Origin of the sequence: Streptococcus hyointestinalis, assembly GCF_041225505.1 — a bacterium.
Classification (GTDB): Bacteria; Bacillota; Bacilli; order Lactobacillales; family Streptococcaceae; genus Streptococcus; species Streptococcus hyointestinalis_B.
Window position 1 is genome coordinate 1 of the sequence record NZ_JBCLSK010000042.1, and the last position, 14,162, is coordinate 14,162.

20 protein-coding genes are annotated in these 14,162 nt (G+C 39.5%); 1 reads left to right on the forward strand and 19 read right to left on the reverse strand.

The window, feature by feature from the left end; all coding sequences use genetic code 11:
- Window positions 1-162: 162 nt before the first annotated feature.
- From AALA56_RS08680 to AALA56_RS08745, 14 genes are all read right to left on the reverse strand, one after another.
- Window positions 163-480 carry a hypothetical protein gene (locus AALA56_RS08680; RefSeq protein ID WP_369909655.1) on the reverse strand — a complete coding sequence of 106 codons (318 nt, stop codon included), beginning with the start codon at window positions 478-480 and terminating at the stop codon, window positions 163-165.
- 437 nt (window positions 481-917) lie between these two features.
- Entirely contained in the window at window positions 918-1,193 is a 276-nt protein-coding gene (locus tag AALA56_RS08685; protein WP_369909656.1) for a hypothetical protein, read from the reverse strand.
- A 319-nt stretch (window positions 1,194-1,512) separates the two neighbouring features.
- Complete coding sequence (locus tag AALA56_RS08690) at window positions 1,513-2,517, reverse strand: hypothetical protein (protein WP_369909658.1); 1,005 nt, start codon at window positions 2,515-2,517, stop codon at window positions 1,513-1,515.
- The gene (locus AALA56_RS08695; protein WP_369909659.1) at window positions 2,514-3,359 is read right to left on the reverse strand and encodes a hypothetical protein; all 846 of its coding nucleotides are present in this window, start codon (window positions 3,357-3,359) and stop codon (window positions 2,514-2,516) included. The genes AALA56_RS08690 and AALA56_RS08695 overlap by 4 nt, the downstream gene beginning before the upstream one ends.
- 42 nt (window positions 3,360-3,401) lie before the next feature.
- Complete coding sequence (locus AALA56_RS08700; RefSeq protein WP_369909660.1) at window positions 3,402-3,998, reverse strand: hypothetical protein; 597 nt, start codon at window positions 3,996-3,998, stop codon at window positions 3,402-3,404.
- A 3-nt stretch (window positions 3,999-4,001) separates the two neighbouring features.
- Window positions 4,002-4,202 carry a hypothetical protein gene (locus AALA56_RS08705; protein WP_369909661.1) on the reverse strand — a complete coding sequence of 67 codons (201 nt, stop codon included), beginning with the start codon at window positions 4,200-4,202 and terminating at the stop codon, window positions 4,002-4,004.
- A 62-nt stretch (window positions 4,203-4,264) separates the two neighbouring features.
- Window positions 4,265-4,570, reverse strand: a complete 306-nt coding sequence (locus AALA56_RS08710) for a hypothetical protein (RefSeq protein ID WP_369909662.1) — start codon at window positions 4,568-4,570, stop codon at window positions 4,265-4,267.
- Window positions 4,563-5,009, reverse strand: a complete 447-nt coding sequence (locus tag AALA56_RS08715; RefSeq protein ID WP_369909663.1) for a thioredoxin — start codon at window positions 5,007-5,009, stop codon at window positions 4,563-4,565. Before AALA56_RS08715 ends, AALA56_RS08710 begins: the two co-directional genes overlap by 8 nt.
- On the reverse strand, window positions 5,009-5,425 hold the full coding sequence (locus AALA56_RS08720) for a hypothetical protein (RefSeq protein ID WP_369909664.1): 417 nt from the start codon (window positions 5,423-5,425) through the stop codon (window positions 5,009-5,011). The genes AALA56_RS08715 and AALA56_RS08720 overlap by 1 nt, the downstream gene beginning before the upstream one ends.
- Before the next feature lie 19 nt (window positions 5,426-5,444).
- Entirely contained in the window at window positions 5,445-5,648 is a 204-nt protein-coding gene (locus AALA56_RS08725) for a hypothetical protein (RefSeq protein ID WP_061459199.1), read from the reverse strand.
- Entirely contained in the window at window positions 5,645-5,818 is a 174-nt protein-coding gene (locus tag AALA56_RS08730; RefSeq protein WP_369909665.1) for a hypothetical protein, read from the reverse strand. The genes AALA56_RS08725 and AALA56_RS08730 overlap by 4 nt, the downstream gene beginning before the upstream one ends.
- Window positions 5,819-5,955: 137 nt before the next feature.
- Window positions 5,956-7,455 carry a primase C-terminal domain-containing protein gene (locus AALA56_RS08735; protein WP_369909666.1) on the reverse strand — a complete coding sequence of 500 codons (1,500 nt, stop codon included), beginning with the start codon at window positions 7,453-7,455 and terminating at the stop codon, window positions 5,956-5,958.
- Window positions 7,456-7,504: 49 nt separating this feature from the next.
- Window positions 7,505-7,999 carry a modification methylase Sau96I gene (locus tag AALA56_RS08740; protein ID WP_369909667.1) on the reverse strand — a complete coding sequence of 165 codons (495 nt, stop codon included), beginning with the start codon at window positions 7,997-7,999 and terminating at the stop codon, window positions 7,505-7,507.
- A gap of 16 nt (window positions 8,000-8,015) precedes the next feature.
- Window positions 8,016-8,204 carry a hypothetical protein gene (locus tag AALA56_RS08745; RefSeq protein WP_369909668.1) on the reverse strand — a complete coding sequence of 63 codons (189 nt, stop codon included), beginning with the start codon at window positions 8,202-8,204 and terminating at the stop codon, window positions 8,016-8,018.
- Between the two features lie 309 nt (window positions 8,205-8,513).
- Here AALA56_RS08745 and AALA56_RS08750 point away from each other — a divergent pair.
- Window positions 8,514-9,768 (forward strand): ISL3 family transposase gene (locus AALA56_RS08750; protein ID WP_369909669.1). Its coding sequence is split into 2 segments (ribosomal slippage): window positions 8,514-8,989 and window positions 8,988-9,768, totalling 1,257 coding nucleotides; the frame shifts between segments, so codons are not numbered across the junction.
- A 54-nt stretch (window positions 9,769-9,822) separates the two neighbouring features.
- On the opposite strand, the gene AALA56_RS08755 is transcribed toward AALA56_RS08750, so the two are convergent.
- Genes AALA56_RS08755 through mvk form a run of 5 tightly spaced genes read right to left on the reverse strand, consistent with a single transcriptional unit; the run spans window position 9,823 to window position 13,867 of the window.
- Window positions 9,823-10,041 (reverse strand): DUF4649 family protein, encoded by a 219-nt coding sequence (locus AALA56_RS08755; protein ID WP_164683252.1) that lies wholly within the window; start codon window positions 10,039-10,041, stop codon window positions 9,823-9,825.
- The gene (gene fni, locus AALA56_RS08760) at window positions 10,038-11,075 is read right to left on the reverse strand and encodes a type 2 isopentenyl-diphosphate Delta-isomerase (RefSeq protein WP_369909670.1); all 1,038 of its coding nucleotides are present in this window, start codon (window positions 11,073-11,075) and stop codon (window positions 10,038-10,040) included. Before fni ends, AALA56_RS08755 begins: the two co-directional genes overlap by 4 nt.
- A gap of 4 nt (window positions 11,076-11,079) precedes the next feature.
- The gene (locus AALA56_RS08765; RefSeq protein WP_369909671.1) at window positions 11,080-12,072 is read right to left on the reverse strand and encodes a phosphomevalonate kinase; all 993 of its coding nucleotides are present in this window, start codon (window positions 12,070-12,072) and stop codon (window positions 11,080-11,082) included.
- Window positions 12,069-13,007: a diphosphomevalonate decarboxylase gene (gene mvaD / locus AALA56_RS08770; RefSeq protein ID WP_369909672.1), complete on the reverse strand. Its 939-nt coding sequence runs from the start codon at window positions 13,005-13,007 to the stop codon at window positions 12,069-12,071. The genes AALA56_RS08765 and mvaD overlap by 4 nt, the downstream gene beginning before the upstream one ends.
- Window positions 12,989-13,867 (reverse strand): mevalonate kinase, encoded by an 879-nt coding sequence (gene mvk, locus AALA56_RS08775; protein WP_277280897.1) that lies wholly within the window; start codon window positions 13,865-13,867, stop codon window positions 12,989-12,991. The genes mvaD and mvk overlap by 19 nt, the downstream gene beginning before the upstream one ends.
- Between the last annotated feature and the right edge of the window lie 295 nt (window positions 13,868-14,162).

Below are 14,162 nucleotides of genomic sequence, written 5' to 3' on the forward strand. Positions count from 1 at the left end.
GTTTCCGCAAACTTATTATCGTACAAATCTAACCCACCATTTTCAACAATACGCTGCAATTGAGCGAGCATAAATTCGTTGAATGAGGGGTACTGATATTTCTTAGATAACATTTGTAGTTGTGCTAATGTTTTTTCTGGGATAGACCTAATTTTAATTTCTTTAGTCATCACTTTCGACCTCCCCCTCATATTCTAACCAACGAGAAATATGGTCAGCATACCGAGTCATTTTTTCTTCAAAATCAGATAATAGGGATGTCTGTTTTTGCGTTAAAAACAACACATGGTCAGATGTCAATTTCATATTTTCTAAATGCGCTAGATAGTTTGCCTCAACCAAATTGAATTTGCCTTTTTCAATTTTTTCACGGCACATAGCAACCAAAAACGCATTAAAAGATTTTGCTTTTTGTTCTTTTGCAAGAGCTTTTAGGTAATCCACCTCTTGATTGGATAACCCTCTTATCAAAATATCCATTTTCTCTCCTTTCTACAAAAAAATGCGCCTTCTTTTTTCTTTTGACGAGGCAAAAAGCAAAAAGAAGCAAAAAAGAAAACCTTAACCTCGCAACGTCACGAACCAAAACGGTTCTACTTTTGCGGTTTTTCCACACACTAACACACACTGCGGAGTCTAATGCCTCTTTTTTTGTGTGTTGTGTTAGAAAAGAGCATAAGGGAAACTGTCCCCACGTTCCGTGTGGAGTTGATAGTATCAACGTTTCCCATGATATCAATTTTCTCGGCTACGCCTACACAGTACACACATCCTAAAACACACCTAAACACACATAAACACACATAGATAGCGTGATACACACAATAACCACACACTAAAACACACAGCAATAACCACTAGTACACACTAGTTTTCACGTTATTTTAATGTCTATTCAGCTGAGAAAGAGGAGATTTTTAACTTAGCTGCATCTCTTCTTGGCGTTCTTTTTTGGCAGCCTCTCGTTTCGCTTTTTCCTCTTCTTTGAGAATTGCCAATTCTGTTTTGAGGTCATCTAGGAGTGTTTCGTAAGATTGATTTTTGTCTTTTTTCAATTGAACCTGAACGTAGAGTTTACCAATTTGTCTTTGAATATTTTCTTCCGCTAGACGCCTTTCATTTTCTAGCAAAGCAACTTTTTTCTTTGCTTCTTCGAGTTCCAAATCAATTTTATTTAAGTTCTTTTTAGCCATACAATAGCCTCCTTATTTTTTATTGACATTATTAGTGTAAGGGATAATCAAATTTTGTGTGTTAAGGGGACAAGTTCAAAAGAAAAAGGTTCCCCAATTTAAATCAGGGAACCCATCTATTTGTTTACTTCTTATTAGGTCTAGTACCTGTTACAGTAAAAGCAGCTCTTCGACTGAGCTTAAATGTGGTTAACTTGTGGAAAAAATCATACCGCTTACCGAAGGGGAAGAGTGTAAAAACAGGATGATAAATCGTAGGGCTTTTTTATTGAGTGATTTCCATTTTGGGAGGTTCTTTTTCATGATATTATTCCTTTCATTATTTCATTTTTATTGTCTCAATTGAATTTGAAAACTCAAATGTTCCGTCCTTAATAGCTGCTTCTTTTTTCTTCAAAGCCTCAATTTTAATCTGAACTTTTTCGATATTTTGAGTAGCTGTTTCGATAGATCTATTTTTCGTTTCAATGTTACTCTCAAGCGTTGCAATATCTTTTTGATTAGACTCTAAATCATCACCTGAGAGATATTCTGCCTCTTTGACAAGTCCAGCCTTACGAGACTCATCATCCTCGATAGATGCTTTCAACTGCTTGATAGACTTACTCAGTTTTTTTATTTGACCTTCTTGGAAAGTTCTCTCTTCGGATATTTCTGACAAGGCGAACTCTTCACGAGAAACACTCTTGATGTGCTTTTCTTTTAGCTTACTATTTTGAGTTGTCACATAAAATTGAACAAGGTTATCATTAGCGTTATCTGTTGTTTTTGAAGTCTTCTCCTGCTCATCTGAGGAGCTAGAAACATCAACATCGATGGAGCTAGTCACAACTGTTTTATTCCTAATATCAATGGCATAAGCTCCAAAATTTTTAGGCACATTTCGGATAATGACTGAAATTTTATTATCAACAATTGGTACAATTTCCATCGTCGTATCTGCTGTTTTATTCTGCGCATATAGGTTCCATTTTAAACGCTTAGTATCTATACCTCGATCAACTGGAGAGGTTGCATCTTTCGTTTCAAATTGAAGTACAATGACTCCAGTTTTGGGAGAATACATCTGACTCATCAGCCTAATTTCACCCGTACCATTCTCAAATGTTCGTTTGGTTTTGAGCTGCTCATCGCTATAAGTTTGACGTTGTGGAGAGTAAACAGCACCTAACAATAAACTCAACCAAGCAGCAAACAGTGTCATAAAAATGACTAACTTTCGTTTAATCACATTTTCTTGAAACCATTTATTTATGGCTACAAAAGGTCTAGCAATAGAGCTAGATTTTGTTTTTTCAATCAAGCTTTTAATATTATCAATCACATTGGGTACTTCCTTTCTTTTCTATCTACAGGACGTTGACCAACCATTATCAGAGCGTCCCTTTTGTCGATGTCGAGTGATATTAACTTGAAGTCGTAGAGTGTCCACTTCTTCTTAGTAATGGTTACTCGCAAATCTAAATGAACCACCTCATATGGGTAAGGCTGGTAATTGGGACTTACTGCAATTTCATGAACCAGTCGGTCTACTTTGATGATGTTGACATAAGGTTCTTGTATTGCACGTTTATTGATTACTTCAATGCGTTTTGAATAATCAACGTCCTCACCCATATTATCTAAGTCACTAAAAATATTAGGGTGTTCTACTGGGTCATTAAAAGTTCTATAGCCTAAATATCCTTTATTCAAAACGTGTTTCATTAAGTACCATTCGTATATGTTAGGAAGAATGGTTTTTGTGACAAGAAGAAAACTCAAGCCTACTCCCCAATAAATAAATAGATCCGACAGTAGTTTTAGGGCTGCAGACGAACCATGCTTTTCCAAGTATCCATCTGCAAACACAAAGCATGCGTAAAAGAGGATAAATTTTACTAAAGCGATGCCGTATCTCTTGTTTGAGATTTTCTTTTTTGAAGATAGTTCTGTTATGGCGAAACCAAAAAGACAACAAATGCACCCTCCAAATAGTAGTATCGTGAAAATACTACTCAATGATTTAGATAAGTCGAGATGAATGCCCTTGTACGTTCCAACTGCTATCGCAGGTATTAAACCAAACATGAACCCTGTAAAAGCGTAAAGCAGACCAGCAACACCTATTCTGATTAACCAATTGATGCAAAAAATACTTGTTATTTTAAATTCTTTCTTACTCATAATTTTTCTTTCTGTATTCTAACTTTGAATGGACTTTGTCCTTTAATCTATGATCCTATCGTTCCTGTATTTTACTTTACCTAGGGGTATGAATCCAAATAGATAGAACCGTCTTTCAACATAAAACCGATTTTCAAGTTCTTTTTGGAATCTCTTGAACTCTTTTTTTGACTTTATTATTTTTTGTATCTCTTTATTTTCTTCAATTTCCTTTCTTACATTGGTTTTGAGTGTGTCACCAACGATTAGAGCGAAAACAGCAATCGCTAGATAGACAGGATTTAATACAACGGTCTCTAACGTTTTCATGTAAGCTAGGACACCAGATAAATCCATAAATGAATGCAGTTCCAATTGAATCCATCCAAAAATTAAGAATCCCATGCAGAATAAAACATAGATGCCGACTAAAATAGTCATCAAAGAGCCCACAATAACCTGTTTCTTCAGCCGTCTGTATTCTTTTTTGACTTTCAATGCCTCCTCTTTTTTCTCCGAAATTGGAGGTACCTCAAATGGGTCAATTGGAGGAAATAGATTCTTTTGTCTTCGAGTATCCTTTGAAAAATCTATCCGTTTTCCAATCCTGTGAGAACTTGGGCGCTTCATCTTCTGTGCTAATATTCTCTGTTTTTTCATCTCTTACCTCCACCCCAGAAAACTGATTTTGCAGTCTGGTTTTATTATTTTTATCAGCATAGTTAGAGCTATTGAGAGCTTCCAAGTGTACTCCTTTTGCTTTTGTCCTAAAGTTAGTCTCACCTGAAAAACAGGCATAAACCAGACAAAAAGTAAAGCAAAGGCAAATAGCCCATGACCAATCGCATAGATTAAATTTCCCATAAGTTCACCTCTAAATACAACTCAGTTTTTCTGGAATAAGCTCTAGCGTGAGCCACAAAGCTTCATCTCTTTAGTTCTAGCACAATTCTAGAAAGCATGGCAGTAATAGTAAATAATGCCCAGTAAACAATGAGACAATTATAAGCCTCTAATGGAATAGGTGTACCTTTGAGACAAAATCCTAGTATTAAGCCAAGCATTAAGAATAAAGCTAATATAAATGAGAGTAAAAAGAAAATAATTTGAGTAGCGGCTGCGATCAAATATAAGAAACTCCATAGAAATGATTCTGTCGAATATGAACGTACAATCATTTCAATAACGAGCATATTTCGTTCTAGTTGAGGGTCTTTATTTTTATCAGTCATTGAACGCCTCCTCAATACTTTCTGTCTTAGGCTGATATTTTCCAGCGCTAGTCTTCATAGCATAGTGAAACAATTTGGTCTTACCATCCCTAATTTGAATCAAAGTAGCAGCAACTTCTACGTGATACTTCTTGACTAACTGTTGACCTAATTTTGACTCAACATCGATGTAAAAAGTTGGATAGGCACTCTTTTGAGCAGCCACGACTACTGCTGTTTTGCCCGCTTCGCAATATGGGCAACCTGTTCGATAAAAAACTAGATTAGCGTTCTGATTGACCACTGCTTCTACATAGACCTGTTCTGTGAGATGCTTATCGTAATCTTTAGCAACATGGTCTCTCCAGGTATCCTGCATACCAATTACCACAAAAACTAATATTCCAAAGGCGAGCAACGTCCCACAAATCAATCTAAGAAGTGAAAATTTACCTGTCATTAGCCTTCACCTCCTAGAAAATCAAACAAGTCGCCTTGAACATAGGTCACCTTAGCTAATCGTTTGATGTCTGCTTTTAGACGCTCAAAAGTCTCCATCATCCGCTTAAAGCGCAAGGGATCAAAGTCATCATAAACATCAACGATTGGTAGCATAGGAAAGTGGTCCTTTTTCTCGCTTTGAAGAAACTCTAGCACCTGTTTTTCTGTCTCAATCAAACCATCTACTCTAATCAGTGCTGGAATACTCGTAATAGCTTCAGCATTCTGATAAAAGGTCATGGCTACATCTCCTACCTTCAGTGTTTCATAGTCAGGAAAATCAGCAGTTATTTTAAAATAATAAGCTAGCGGTTCTTGTCCCAGTCCTGTCAGATAATAGCCACGTACAATTTTGGTATTTTCCTTGTTTTGCATATTACTCTCTCCTTTTCTCCTAGCAAACTTTGTGACACTTAAATGGTGCTTGATAATATTTTGGGTAGTTCATAATCTTTTTGGTTTTATGCTTTGGCAACGGTTGATGATAGTGGGTTTGCATATACTGAAACGCTAAGCCTTGACTCTCAAAAACTAAGAGTTTTCCATTATCATCATAAAGGTAATCTCCTTCCGCAAAACTAAAAATAATGTATTTCATTTCATCTCCCTATCTTTCTCTTTATTTTGATTAATTATAGTCTGATAGTCAGCTTCCAACTCGCTGTCATACCCATTTGCATATCTAACCTTATGATTTCCTTTTAAAATACCTATTGTTAGAACACTAAAACAAACAATAATACTAATAACAACTAATAAAATTTTCATCTTCTCTCTCCTCTTTGTTTCTTCTCTAGGACTTAGTATGTTAATACTAATATTTATTGGTTTACTTTTGGCTACAGTTAGCCCAGCTTACCATTATCATAGATATAAATGTAATGGCAGTTTGCGGGTTTTCTTTTTTAACCAACATCAGCCTCGAATAAAGATAATTGTCGTGCTTGTTTAAGCCCATTTTTAACCCCTTCTATCACCTTTTTAGTGAATCCTAAGCTTTCATCAAAGAAAGCAGCTATGTTCGCAAAATAAGCCTCCTGACGCTCTTTTTTCACCCTGATAAGGGAAAGGACAATTGCTTTAACCGATGCTAGTCTGATACCGCCACCACGACCAGCTTTGATGGTAAAGAAAATCTTTTGTTCTGCTTTAAGAGCTTTGAGAACTTTATCGAGTGAACGCTCAGGGATGTGTAACGCCTCCCTGAGAGTCTTTTTTGTCGTTTGGATAAAAGGGTCTGTAGATTGATTAAAGTCCTCAAGATACGCCATAAGATCAGCTTTCCACTCGTGAAGATGACTGTATTTACGTTCAGTACGCTTCTTCTTGAATTTATACCAGCCTTGTTTTGCAAACAAATCTGAGGCTTTTAGATTTTCGTTGACCCATGCTTTACATAAAATAGTGATGTAATCACGACTAGCTGCTTCATATTTTTCAGAATAAGCGCTCGCAATAAGCTTCAGAAGCTCACCTGAAGCAACAGGTTCGTCCAGTTGTCCATTGAAATCAGCTAAAACGTCCTCACAATCGCTCTGAGAAACACCAGATGAGAAGTTAGCAAGCGCTAAAGTAAAGAGAACGTTATTTCTACCCATCAATGCTTTAGCACCTTTGATATTAGACTCATTCATCAGCATTTTGTACCAAGGCTCATCAATTTGTTTTATCCCTGCAGTTCCTGTGATAACAGTTAAATTTGGTTTCTTGCTCGGAAATGGTAAATCTGACTGCTTCATTGACCAGTCTAACCACTCCTGGAAAGAATATTTGTAGTCCTCGTGAAAGAACTCGACGTTATCTGTCCGAGGCATACGAGCAATCCCAAAATGATTGCATGTCATATCAACTGGTAAAGACTGAGCGAAATAGTGACGCAAGTTTTGAGAGATAGCTTTCGCCACTTTCACCACTCGAAACTGTGAATGTGCAGTCACATAAGCTGGCTCAGAGAGCACGAAATAGGCTTGATAGCCTTTATTTGACTTTAAAATCAGCGTAGGCATGAACCCTAAGTCAATAGCAGCTGTTAGAATATCTCCAGAAGTCATCTCTTCAGCTGAAGAATGCACGTCGAAGTCAATATAGAAGGTGTTAATCTGTCTGAGATTATCTTCTGAATGTCCACGTGTCACTTTTCGCTTAGCGTCACTGTAAGAGCCATAACGATAGACGTTTGGTGTCCAATGAGTGAAGCTATCTTGATTTTCTAAAAGTGCTTCTATCGATGTCAAAACCAGTCCATGCGCTTTAATCATATTTGTTTTAGATCGATAAGCAAAGATAGAGCCTCGTTTATCTTCTTCAGCTGAAGAGACTGACTGAAGGTGGCTATTTTTAAATTTGGTTTGTCTTAATCCATTTTTGAGGATTAAATCATAGATTGTCTTTATCTGATTTACCATTTAACTAACTTTTTCTTATTTTTACTTTGACTATACTAGTCTTTCTAGTTTAATTTATTTTCATATTCCGAGGAGGAAACGAATTTGGGGAACAATAACCATTTTGTAGATCCTTTTTCAAATAGAACTCAGCATTTACTGTCATGACATAGTCACTTCTTTTCCAATTGCGACGAAGACGAGTATTGAAAAGAGCAACTTTAGACTCAATCTCTCTGAATCTAAAACCTAGTTTTAAATAGGTTGTGACAATTTCATGAACATGTTCCCTAGCCTTCTTATTTCTAAGCCTTTTGTGGATACGCTGTTCTTGATCCTCTAGTTTTAATAACTTCTGATACTGAATATACAGTACCCTCATTTCTTCAATTTTCTTCTGCCAGTTGAGATTGTAAGGTTGACCAGAGTATTTATTTTTCAACATACTAACAGGTTCTTTAAACTTCATCTGAACAGAATCAAATTCTCCCAAATCCTCAAAGGGATCAATAAAACCCAAAGGGTCACTGTTAACTAACTGTTGATATAAACTTTCTCTATCCATAACTTTACCTTCGCTTTTATGATGTATTATCGTTATCAAGAAAATCAAATAATGTCTGTTGAATACAATAACAAGGTGTCAATGATATTTTTCCCTTGTAAGAAGGTATACCATCTTCATCTATCATCTCTTCCTCAGCATCATGATCAATAACTTCATAGATTTCCAACGTATCTATGTCCATTACCAGCTCAAGACCTTTCATGGTGAATTTCCTTTCCTTATGATATTTTAAGCGAACAAAAAGGAGAACAGATTTCTCCGTTCTCCTTTGTAAATACAGGATTATTTGTTATTCTAAAAACTCTTACCACTTACGTTGCATTTTTTTAAAATGTCTAGTAATGAGAGGAAAATGTTTTTACCATAGAAAAAACAGCAGGCTTTTGCGGCTCTATAATTTCTGTAGTGGGTAAATCCCAAGCAGAGATTATGGAGCCTTTTCGTGTGTAGAAAAAAAGTCCCATATGACCTATAATGAAAAGCGCTAAAACAACTCATTAGAAAGGCTCATATGGAACACTTCAATACTATCACAAAACTACTCGGATTAAAAGACCAAAATATCACCATTCAGGACCTGATTGATTGTGAAACCCACAAAGAAATCATCGCTTCTCTTGATTACGATGCTCCAAACTGTCCTGCTTGTGGAGAGAAAATGGGAAGGTACGACTTCCAAAAATCGTCTAAAATCCCCTATCTAGACTGTGTCGGCTACAAGTGTCGAATTCTCCTCAAGAAGCGTCGCTTTCGTTGTTCCAACTGTCGCAAGATGCAGATCTCAGGGACTCCTCTCGTCAAGAAGAATCATCAAATCCCGACTATCCTTAACCAGAAAATCGCCCAGAAACTCATCGAAAAGACCTCCATGACAAAGATCGCAGAGGAGCTATCCGTATCAACCTCAACAGTTATTCGTAAGCTCAACGATTTTCAATTTAAAACCAAGCTCAACTACCTGCCGACCGTTATGATCTGGGATGAGTAGCTTTAAGAAAGGGAAGATGAGCTTTATTGCTCAGGACTTTGAAACAAATGAGGTCCTAGCTATCTTAGATGGACGAACTCAGGCGGTCATTCGCAACCATTTCCTTCGTTACCACAGAAAAGTCCGTGAGTGTGTGCAATTCATTACCATGGACATGTATAGCCCTTATTATCAGCTAGCTAAAAAGCTATTCCCACATGCCCAAATTGTTCTCGATCGTTTCCACATCGTCCAGCATCTGAGCCGTGCTATGAATCGTGTCCGCATCCAAATCATGAATCAATTTGACCTAAAATCAATTGAATATCGAGCCCTCAAACGCTATTGGAAACTGATACAACAAGACAGTCGAAAACTGAAGGACGAGCTCTTTTATCAACCAACTTTTAGAGAACACCTAACAAATAGGGAGATTCGAGATCGCTTGCTCAATTACTCAGAGGACCTAAAACAACATTATGACCTCTATCAGCTCTTGCTCTTCCACTTTCAGGAGAAGAACGCTGACCATTTCTTTGCCCTCATCAAGGACAATTTCAAGCAAGTTGATCCAATTTTTCAAACTGTTTTTAAGACCTTCCAAAAAGATAAGAAAAAGGTCATCAATGCCCTCACCTTACCTTATTCCAACGCAAAACTGGAGGCGACCAACAATCTAATCAAGGTCATCAAACGAAACGCTTATGGTTTTAGGAACTTTGAAAACTTCAAAAAACGCATTCTCATCGCTTTGAACATCAAAAAAGAGAAAACCAATTTGGTTCTCTCTAGGTGTTAGCTTTTCATCTACCCACTACAGTTGACAAAGAGCCGCTTTTGCCTACTATTTTCATTAGTTAACTGCTGACCAGTCAAACTGGCTAAAGGTTTTGTACAAATCCCCAAAGTTACCTTTGTAACCAAGGTCTTTGCCTTTATAAGTGACACTTAAGACAGGAGTACTGTCAGGCAGAGTGACACAGCCTGATAGTGCGAGTAAAAACTCATCAGGATTGTCATAAACCTGCTCTCGCTCCATTTGGTAAGAATCACGATAGCGTAGTGTAATCATAAGCTATCCTCCTTTCTGCTTGTCACACCTTCTCTTTTGTGCTGTGGATTTGCCTGGGCTAGTCGTCCGTAGAGGAGATAGTCTACTTGGCGTAAATCAGCAACGCTCTTGCAATTTAGAGCACACATGATAAGGCGCAACTCTTCTTTCCAGCCGTTGATAATAGCAATCACTTGGTCTACTTGATAGCGCTCAACAAGCTCTAAAACCGTCCGTGATAGCCCGACTGCCTTAGCACCAAGCACCAAGCACTTAATCATATCAAGGGGATGGCGAACGCCACCTGATGCTAAGATGTCCATCTTGTCCATCATAGGACTTGAATTTATCAGGGCTTGTACAGTTGTCTGCCCCCAGTCGTTTAGGTAATCAAGCTTCTTGCCACGTTGATTTTCGATGTAGGCAAAGCTGGTGCCGCCTCGACCAGAAATGTCAACACAACGAATGCCCAGCTCATACGCTCTCTTGATACTGGCAAGATCCATGCCAAAACCAACTTCTTTTAGCATAAGAGGGGTTGAGAGATTTTGCACATAGTCCTGTAAATGGTTCTGCCACTGACTAAAATCCCGCTCGCCCTCTGGCATTAGAAGCTCTTGCATGACATTGACATGGACTTGTAAAAAGAGCGGCTGCATGCTCTTGATGGTCGCAAGTGCTGCTGAGAGGGGCTTATCTAAGCCGATGTTGGTTGCGAGTTTAAGATTTGGATAGTCCTCGTGTCGTGGATAGGACTGGTCATGAGGATTTTTGAGGGCAGCACTGTAGGAGCCTGTCACCATGACAAGACCTGTCGCCTCTGCTACTTGCGCTAGCTTTTGATTGACCGCTGCTGCTTTTTGGCTGCCTCCTGTCATCGCATTGATGTAAAAAGGAAAGTCAAAGTCCATCCCTAAAAAATTGGTGCTAAGGTCAATGTCGCAAAGAGCGTACTTAGGCAGAGACGCTTGAATCAGCTCCATCTCATCAAAGCTATTATAGGGTGACTGGTAGGCAAGAGCGTGCTTGATGTGGTCATCCTTGCGATTTCTCATAAAACTATAACCTTTCCTGTAAGAGAAGTGTAATACTCTCTTTTCTCCAGCGCTCAATCAGAGTTTGGCTGGACTTCTCATCAAAAGAGAGGGCAATCCCGCAATCACCGCCACCTGAACCCGATGACTTAGCGACACAGTCTAAGCCAGAACTAGCTGTTTTTAAGCGTCGTAGGCTATCATTGTAAATGGCAGGGCTGAGCTGGTCAAGAAGTGTGCTAATCATCTCTAAACTGTCCTTGATAGCAGGTTTATCACCTGTCTCAAGAGCAGTTATCAAGCGTACAACGTGCTGATTTGTCTCGGTTAGAAAGGCTTCATCAATTGAACCTTTGACACGCCTTATCATGTCTTTTGAGATAGAGGGTTGTCTTGTCCAGCCCACCAAAAAGTCAATATCTACAACAGAATGCACTGGACGAATACTGTAGCCCCAATCAGACGCTAGCACCTCTTGTAAACTGTGCGAGTCTATCTGACGGCGCATCGCTTCTCTGTCAAAGGCTGTGTAGGCGATCAAAGACTCATAAGAAATACAAGCAATATCACCCATTGAGCCATTATCACCACGCTTTAAGAGCACATAAGCTGCCAGCTTAAACAGCAGATCAGCTGATACATCAAGCTGATAGAGCGCAGCCATTGCCTTTAGCGTCAAAACCACAACGCTACCGCTCGAGCCAATACCTAGCTTTAGCCCATCACGCTCTAGCTTACCGGTGATAGCAAGAGAAAAGTGCTGAAGCTTCTGACCACAAGCGAGCGCATACTCCTCCATCACCGCAACGGTCTCTTGGATGAGAACGTAATTAGCGTCAGGGCTTGCCATATCACAGCTGTAGTCAAACATGTCAGAGGAGAGCTGATAGGTGCTGCTTGACTGGATACTAGCACGCATATAGATGGGGATAAAAGCCAGCAGCGCTGTTTGTTTGGGCGCTAAAATAGCGTACTCACCAGCGATATAGAGCTTTCCACCTGTTGTGACCTCTATCATCTGATCTCCTTTGTCCTAGATGCGATAATCGTGTAGTCCTCCTCAAAGCGCTTAGAGAGATGCTCTAAGTCCTCTTCTAAGCAGAGTACCTTGATGTTTGGTCCAGCGTCCATGGTGAAATAGCAGCGCTCTCCTTGCTTGCGAAGTGCACGCACATACTCCATTGCCTGGTAGGACTTGTCGGTTAGGTAAGAAAAAGCAGGATTTGAGGTTCGTGTCGTCTCGTGCATAGCAAGAGCATTTTGTTCTGTCAGCTCTCCTACCTTCTCAAAGTCTCCAGATTTTAAATAATCTAGCATTTGAGGGTAATCTTTATCAGACTGCTCAATCCACTGTTGAAAGTTAGTAGAGGTATCATGACAACGCTTCATGCCCTCACGGCTTGAGATAGGCTTTTTCTGGTCATTAAGCACTAGCACAATCATAGCTAGTTTTAACTGAGTCTCAACGGGATAGACCGCTCCGCTCTTCTTGTCCCAAGCAGCGATAGGACCAAAGAAGGAACGTGACGAGGAGCCAGAGGCAAACTTAGCTTCTTGAGCGAGCGCTTCTTGGCTGAGATTAGTCTCAAAGAGTTTATTAGCCGCTAAAACGAGAGCAGACAAGCCGCTAGAACTCGACGAAAGCCCTGCTGCTGTTGGCATGTTATTTGTCGTATCAATGCGGACAAACTGCCTTTTCCCATACCTAAAGCGGTCTAAAACCGCCGTCATCTTAGCATGCTCTGCCTCATCTTGGAGCACACCATCAATATAAAACAAGTCGCTTTTAGCGTCGTCTGGTAAACATGTGAGTGTCGTTTGGGTAAACATATTTTCTAGCGTCAAAGAGATACTGCTGGTTGAGGGAATCATCTTTTGGCTATCCTCTTTGCCCCAATATTTGATAATGGCAATATTGGCGTAAGACTTGGCACTTACAGTTTTTCCGTCCATGTATTGATTGCTCCTTCTTTCTTTAGTTGACTACTGAGGTTTTCAGCTTCTTCTTGGCTTTTGACAAGTGCGATAATACATCCACCTAGACCGCCGCCTGTCATTTTAGCGCCTATAGCACCCTCTTTTTGGGCAATAGCGACAAGGTGGTCGCACTCTTTGCTACTGACACCCAGTTGTCTTAGGGCTTGGTGCGCTGCAAACATACTGCTACCAAGCGCTTCTAGCTGACCTGCTGCGATACTTTTTTCTGCGGTTTCTGCTAAATTGCCTAGCTCTTTTAGCAAAGGCAGTGCTGGTGCACCTAGACTTTTGACCTTTTCAACGGCTTCACTGGTGTGTCCATAGATACCTGTGTCAGCTATCAAGAGGTGCGCGTCCAGATTGAGAGCGATTTCTGAAAAGCCGATATTTCGGATAAACTTAATCGCCACCTCACTGAGACAGGTCTTGGCGTCAAGACCGCTAGGGTTGGTGTGCGCAATCATCTCTGCTTGATTGACCAGATACTCCAGTGTCCCAAGCGACAAGTCCTCCTCAAAATAGTCAAAAACACCACGAATAGCAGCGATAGCAACCGCTGCTGAGGAGCCCATGCCACGCTTTTTAGGCACTTGCGATTGGATGTGAACATCCAAGCACTCCTCTTGCTTATCCAAATGCTCAAGCGCTGCAAAAATAGCCATGGCAAGCGGATCTGTCACATCAAGCTCTAAAGGATGGCTTCCCTTTGTCACCTGACAAACCACTTCAATGTTTTTCAGAGGTAAAGCAATGGCTGGATAACCATACACCACCGAGTGCTCCCCCATTAAAATAATCTTACTATGCGCTTTTCCGAGTCCGATTTTTTTTGTCATATTACTACTCTTTTTTACATTTCAGTCATTTCTATTGTAATATAAAACCACTAAAAAAGCGACTGTTGACCTGATAGCGCTCTTATTCCTTATTTATCTAAATGCTAGTGACACAAGCCGTTTTTTTAATGGTTTCATCAGCATAACTCCGAAAGCTAATTATATCATAAAATGAGAAAAAAAGCAGTCCTAGGTACTAGCCCCCAAAAATGAGACACAAAAAAACACTCCTGTTGAAAATCTAGTAAACTAGAAACAGGAGTGTTTTGTTATGGTCAAAAAAGCATATTCATTA

Bases quoted from the DNA above. Each gene is read 5' to 3' on its own strand.
- AALA56_RS08680 (WP_369909655.1), bottom strand. From the start codon at position 480: ATGGATATTTTGATAAGAGGGTTATCCAATCAAGAGGTGGATTACCTA.
- AALA56_RS08685 (WP_369909656.1), bottom strand. From the start codon at position 1,193: ATGGCTAAAAAGAACTTAAATAAAATTGATTTGGAACTCGAAGAAGCA.
- AALA56_RS08695 (WP_369909659.1), bottom strand. From the start codon at position 3,359: ATGAGTAAGAAAGAATTTAAAATAACAAGTATTTTTTGCATCAATTGG.
- AALA56_RS08700 (WP_369909660.1), bottom strand. From the start codon at position 3,998: ATGAAAAAACAGAGAATATTAGCACAGAAGATGAAGCGCCCAAGTTCT.
- AALA56_RS08705 (WP_369909661.1), bottom strand. From the start codon at position 4,202: ATGGGAAATTTAATCTATGCGATTGGTCATGGGCTATTTGCCTTTGCT.
- AALA56_RS08710 (WP_369909662.1), bottom strand. From the start codon at position 4,570: ATGACTGATAAAAATAAAGACCCTCAACTAGAACGAAATATGCTCGTT.
- AALA56_RS08715 (WP_369909663.1), bottom strand. From the start codon at position 5,009: ATGACAGGTAAATTTTCACTTCTTAGATTGATTTGTGGGACGTTGCTC.
- AALA56_RS08720 (WP_369909664.1), bottom strand. From the start codon at position 5,425: ATGCAAAACAAGGAAAATACCAAAATTGTACGTGGCTATTATCTGACA.
- AALA56_RS08725 (WP_061459199.1), bottom strand. From the start codon at position 5,648: ATGAAATACATTATTTTTAGTTTTGCGGAAGGAGATTACCTTTATGAT.
- AALA56_RS08730 (WP_369909665.1), bottom strand. From the start codon at position 5,818: ATGAAAATTTTATTAGTTGTTATTAGTATTATTGTTTGTTTTAGTGTT.
- AALA56_RS08735 (WP_369909666.1), bottom strand. From the start codon at position 7,455: ATGGTAAATCAGATAAAGACAATCTATGATTTAATCCTCAAAAATGGA.
- AALA56_RS08740 (WP_369909667.1), bottom strand. From the start codon at position 7,999: ATGGATAGAGAAAGTTTATATCAACAGTTAGTTAACAGTGACCCTTTG.
- AALA56_RS08745 (WP_369909668.1), bottom strand. From the start codon at position 8,204: ATGAAAGGTCTTGAGCTGGTAATGGACATAGATACGTTGGAAATCTAT.
- AALA56_RS08755 (WP_164683252.1), bottom strand. From the start codon at position 10,041: ATGATTACACTACGCTATCGTGATTCTTACCAAATGGAGCGAGAGCAG.
- fni (WP_369909670.1), bottom strand. From the start codon at position 11,075: ATGAGAAATCGCAAGGATGACCACATCAAGCACGCTCTTGCCTACCAG.
- AALA56_RS08765 (WP_369909671.1), bottom strand. From the start codon at position 12,072: ATGATAGAGGTCACAACAGGTGGAAAGCTCTATATCGCTGGTGAGTAC.
- mvaD (WP_369909672.1), bottom strand. From the start codon at position 13,007: ATGGACGGAAAAACTGTAAGTGCCAAGTCTTACGCCAATATTGCCATT.
- mvk (WP_277280897.1), bottom strand. From the start codon at position 13,867: ATGACAAAAAAAATCGGACTCGGAAAAGCGCATAGTAAGATTATTTTA.